This window comes from Clostridium sp. AF27-2AA (assembly GCF_003478505.1).
Classification (GTDB): Bacteria; Bacillota; Clostridia; order Lachnospirales; family Lachnospiraceae; genus Brotaphodocola.
The window spans coordinates 1-2,742 of sequence record NZ_QUFI01000070.1 but is presented as its reverse complement, the minus strand read 5'-3'; the positions used below and the strand labels follow the sequence as shown (position 1 = coordinate 2,742).

The following is a 2,742-nucleotide window of genomic DNA, read 5'->3' as shown; positions in this document are numbered from 1 at the left end:
GTAAGCGCTTAAATTTCAGCCGTTGATATAAAAATTCCCGGTCACCTTTCAGTGACCGGAGTACCTTGACAATTCATATACGATTATTGCTGGTTTGCGTCATCTGCCCGCTGTGCAATTTCCGCTTTGACAGATTCGTTCCATGGTGCCAGCGCCTCCAGTTCTTCATCGCTCATCTTATCGTTGGGCTGATGTTCAAGAAGGTAGGTAAGGTAGTGATAGACGTTTACTCCATTCGCTTTTGCCATTTCTACCATCGTGTATACGATAGCACTTACCTGTGCCCCATTTGGTGTGTCGCAGAACAGCCAGTTTTTCCGCCCTACAGTAAATGGGCGAATAGCGTTTTCACTAAGGTTATTGGAAAAGCTGCATCTGCCATCTTCAAAGTAAGTTGCAAGATAGGAGCGGCGGTTTTGGATATAGGTAACTGCTTTATCCATTCTGGATCCACGTACAGGGTTCTGTTTATCAAGCCACGACAAAAAGCCTTCTACTATCGGCTTTTCTTTTTCAAGACGAGCCTTCTTGATAGCATCGAAGGAAGTTTGTTTCGCTTTGATCACTTCTTCCATATGAAAAAGTTGATTGATATACATGATTCCCTGTACAGAAGGCTGGGAGTAATCCAATTCTTTCCCTTTGGGAATGGCATCTGTCAGATACCTGCGGATATGTGCCCAACAAGCTGTTCTCTTTGCATCTGGGACCTTATTGTAGCCGCTGTATCCGTCGCACATCAGGTATCCTCTAAAACCCTGGAGAAATTCAACCGCAGTGTCACCAGCACGGGTTTCTGAATACTTAAAAATGATGACTGGCGCTTCTCCATCTTCTCCACTGCGAAACAGCCACATATAAGACTTGGTCTGTGCACGGCGTCCTGGTTCCTGTAACACCTGCAAGGGAGTTTCATCTGCCATTGCGAATTTACGCTCTAAAAGTTTCCGATGAAAGTATTCATACATCGGAAGGAAAAATGCCTGGGAATTACGGATCACCCAGTTTGCCATGGTTGCTCTTGTAATAGAGACTCCGTATTGTTTCCAGTCTTTTTCCTGACGGAAGTATGGCATGCTGTTACAGAACTTCTGGTACATAACCCATGCAACGGTATTCGCAGATACCATTCCGTAAAGCATGTGTGGTTTTCCGTCTTTTCCTTTTCGGATAACAGGAAGCGCATGTTCGCTATTGTTGGGACAGGCATAGTTTATACTGTAGAATTCAATCACACGCAGCTTAGCCGGAATAAAAACCAGTTCCCTGCGCACAAACTCCTCACCGATCTTTTTCAATGGGGTATTACAAAGAGGACAGACTTTTTCCTCATCTGAAAGATCAAGGTATCTGCGGGTGATTGGGATTCCTTTAAAACGGTCTGCATCTGTGGTTCTGGCTTTACGCTTTTTTGTTGCGGATTCAGCAAGTGAATCTGAGAGTTTCTCAGCTTCGATGGCAGCCAGATCCTGTTCCATTTCCGCTTCATTAAAAAGATTCAGCTGGCCCGGAAAATCAACAGGAAATTTTTCACTGGAAGAACCGAATAACTTCTTACGAAGAAGTGCGATTTCATCTTTCAGGTTATCACGTTCCTGAATAAGTGCTTCTTCCCGTTTGTTGGCAGCATCGACAGTTGCCTGAAGCGTTTTTATCATCTGTTTCAGATCGGTGATCATATCTTTCAGCTCACGTAGCTGGAGATCTTTGGAACTGTCTGCCACGGTTTTCCCCTCCTGTTTTTGATACCTTTATTATACCAAAAAGAGCAGGAAAAGCCCAGTAAAACAACGTTTCCAACAGACCTGAAAGTGCCGAAAATACAAGGAAAAGCAGCACTTTTATGTGCACTTTTTTAGTCTTAAATCAGGTGGTTTTTATTGCTTTTGGCTGTTCGATATCAATGCCAGACATCAGCCAGTCAAACTCCCTCCATGTGAGATTCCGCACTTCAGATTTATTCCTTGGCCATCGGTAAGAACCCTGGGATGCCGTCAACTTTTTATAGATCAGGACAATCCCATCCGGTTCTTTCAGAATTGCTTTGATCCTGTCGCATTTGCGACCACAGAAAAGATAAAGTGAATGATCAAGCTCCATGGAAAACTGATCCTTAATAATCGCGCACAGGCCATCAATAGATTTACGCATATCTGTTCTGCCACATACAATGTAAATAGCATCGACGTTTGAAATATCCGCTAACATACAGGATTCCTCAGTGCATTCAGCAACAGATTTAAAAGAGATGGCTGGACAGAATTGCTCATGCGAATCAGTATCCCATTCGTTTCGATTTCAATTGTATATGAATTGTCAAGGTACATAGAACTGTCCATGGGATTTGGAAGCAGTTCTTCCGGAGAATTCTCCGGTTCTATAGCAATCCGGACCACATCCTGTTTACGGGATGTAAGATCCAGAGTACTGACTTTTTTAATCGGATCTGGTATCTGGCAGGCCTGTTTTCGCAACCTGGTAACTGCATTATAGAAACTGCTGGGAGCAATTCCGTGTTCTGCACACCAGTCCGCATCCGTCATACCACTTTGCCTGCAGGCTGTCACCATTTCCATCCAGTCATCCAGGGAACGTTTTGAAGCACGTTTACAACTCATAATAAATCCTCCAAGTAGAGTGAATTTTTACTTTCTACCATAAAAAATGGAGTAAAAATCTACTTGCAATCATTATGAGGTATTTGGAAGACGATAGCTAGTTACCCAGAATTTAAGCGCTTAC

3 protein-coding genes are annotated in these 2,742 nt (G+C 43.4%); all 3 read right to left on the bottom strand.

Features of this window, described 5'->3' with window-relative positions; genetic code table 11:
- Positions 1–83: 83 nt before the first annotated feature.
- The 3 genes from DWY84_RS17080 to DWY84_RS17070 all read right to left on the bottom strand — a co-directional run bounded on the left by DWY84_RS17080 (position 84) and on the right by DWY84_RS17070 (position 2,618).
- Positions 84–1,724 (bottom strand): IS66 family transposase, encoded by a 1,641-nt coding sequence (locus DWY84_RS17080; protein WP_118534479.1) that lies wholly within the window; start codon positions 1,722–1,724, stop codon positions 84–86.
- A gap of 142 nt (positions 1,725–1,866) precedes the next feature.
- Entirely contained in the window at positions 1,867–2,208 is a 342-nt protein-coding gene (gene tnpB, locus DWY84_RS17075) for an IS66 family insertion sequence element accessory protein TnpB (protein WP_118534478.1), read from the bottom strand.
- Positions 2,202–2,618 carry a hypothetical protein gene (locus tag DWY84_RS17070; RefSeq protein WP_118534477.1) on the bottom strand — a complete coding sequence of 139 codons (417 nt, stop codon included), beginning with the start codon at positions 2,616–2,618 and terminating at the stop codon, positions 2,202–2,204. The genes tnpB and DWY84_RS17070 overlap by 7 nt, the downstream gene beginning before the upstream one ends.
- Positions 2,619–2,742 lie beyond the last annotated feature (124 nt).